General features: G+C 69.6%; 2 protein-coding genes. Both read right to left on the reverse strand.

Annotation, left to right across the window (positions count from 1 at the left end; all coding sequences use genetic code 11):
• Positions 1 to 187 precede the first annotated feature (187 nt).
• Positions 188 to 949, reverse strand: coding sequence for an ABC transporter permease (locus tag FKP22_RS28435; RefSeq protein WP_141291459.1), 762 nt, complete (start codon positions 947 to 949; stop codon positions 188 to 190).
• Positions 946 to 1,875: an ABC transporter ATP-binding protein gene (locus FKP22_RS28440; protein WP_141291461.1), complete on the reverse strand. Its 930-nt coding sequence runs from the start codon at positions 1,873 to 1,875 to the stop codon at positions 946 to 948. Before FKP22_RS28440 ends, FKP22_RS28435 begins: the two co-directional genes overlap by 4 nt.
• Between the last annotated feature and the right edge of the window lie 149 nt (positions 1,876 to 2,024).

A 2,024-nucleotide genomic window follows, 5' to 3' on the forward strand; every position in this document is an offset into this window, starting at 1 on the left:
CGGCAAGGCCATCAGCTCGTGCGACCCACCGTCGGCCAGGCAGCGCACGCGCAGCGCGGGTGCTTCGTCTTCCGGGCCGGCCGAGACTTCGACCGTCAGCAGCCGCGCCGGCCCCCACGGTGCCACCGCGACGGTGAAGGGCTGGGTGTATCGCAGGGCGGACAAGGCTGGCATGGGTTGGGGAGGCTCAGGCCTTGAGCTTGTAGCCGGTGTGGAAGGTCCAGGCGACCGTGGCCGTGGCCGCGGCCACGCAGCCCAGTGCCACCGCCAGGCTGGTCCACAGGTGCACATCGCCCTGGCCGTAAAAGCTCCAGCGCAGGCCGCTGATCAGGTAGACCAGCGGGTTGAACAGCGCGAGCTGCTGCCAGGCCGGCGGCAGCATCTCCAGCGCGTAGAAGCTGCCGCCCAGGAAGGTCAGCGGCGTCAGCACCAGCTGCGGCGCCATCTGCAGCTTCTCGAAGCTGTCGGCCCACAGCCCGATCAGGAAGCCCACCAGCCCGAAGGCCAGCACCGCCAGCAGGCTGAAGACCAGCATCCACACGGGGTGCAGGATCTGCAGCGGCACGAAGCAGCGCGCGGTCAGCAGGATCACGCCGCCCACCAGCACCGCCTTGGTCGCCGCCGCACCGACAAAACCCAGCAGGATCTCGTAGGGCGACACCGGCGCCGACAGCAGCTCGTAGACCGTGCCGGTGAAGCGCGGGAAGAAGATGCTGAACGAGCCATGCGACAGGCTTTGCGACATCAGCGCCATCATCAGCAGCCCCGGCACGATGAAGGCGCCGTAGCTCACGCCGGCCACCGTCGGCACCCGCGCGCCGACGATGGCGCCAAAGACGATGAAGTACAGCGTGGTGGTGACCACCGGCGCGATCAGGCTCTGCGTCAGCGTGCGCCGCATGCGCCGCAGTTCATGAAAGTACATGGCCCTCACGGCATGGCGATTCATGCCCCGGTCTCCTCGACCAGGTCGATCACGATGTCTTCCAGCGAGCGCTGCGCCGTCTGCAGGTCCTGTACCGCAATGCCGTACGCGGCCAGGCGCTGCAGCAGCGGGCCGATGCCGGGCCAGCCTTCGCGCGGCGTGCAGTCGCAGCTCAGCTGCATCGCATCGGCCGAGCGCTGAAGCGCCAGGTCGGCCAGGCCCTCGGGCAGTTCGACCAGCGGCTGCTGCAACTGCAGCGTCAGGCGTTTGCCGCCGAGCTCGCGCATCACCTCGGCCGTCGGCCTGACCAGCACCAGTTCGCCGCGCCGCAGCACGCCAATGCGGTCGGCCAGCGCCTGGGCTTCTTCGAGGTAGTGGGTGGTCAGGATGATGGTCACGCCCTGTTCGCGCAGCTGGCGGATGGTGGCCCACATGTCGCGCCGCAAGGACACGTCCACGCCGGCGGTGGGCTCGTCCAGGAACAGCAGCGAGGGTTCGTGGGACAGGGCCTTGGCGATCAGCACCCGGCGCTTCATGCCGCCCGAGAGCGCCTTCATCGGGCTGCGCCGCTGGTCCCACAGCGACAGGCTGCGCAGCACCGCCTCGATGCGGGCCGGGTTCGGCGCATGGCCGAACAGCCCGCGGCTGTAGGCCACGCCGGCCTGCACCGTGGTGAAGGCATCGCTGGGCAGTTCCTGAGGCACCAGGCCGATGCGGGCCCGCGCCTGGCGGGCTTCGCGCACCGTGTCGAATCCCTCGACCTGCACCGTGCCGCCACTGGCGCGCACGATGCCGCAGGCGATGTTGATCAGCGTGCTCTTGCCGGCGCCATTGGGCCCGAGCAGCGCAAACACCTCGCCACGCGGCACGCTGAGGCTGAGGTCCTGCAGCGCGACAAAGCCGCTGTCGTAGACCTTGCGCAAGCCGGCAATCTGAAGCGCCAAGGTCATGACAAACCCAGCTCGGCCGGACCGGCCAGCCCCAGCACAAACGACAACTCGGCCACCCGCTGCCCGTCGACCGCGGCCTGGCCGCTGACCGAGACAAAACCGGCCGTGGCGCGGTCCACCGCCAGCGTGAAGCGCACCTGCTGGCCCGG

It is taken from the genome of Ideonella azotifigens, assembly GCF_006519715.1.
GTDB lineage: Bacteria > Pseudomonadota > Gammaproteobacteria > Burkholderiales > Burkholderiaceae_C > Ideonella > Ideonella azotifigens.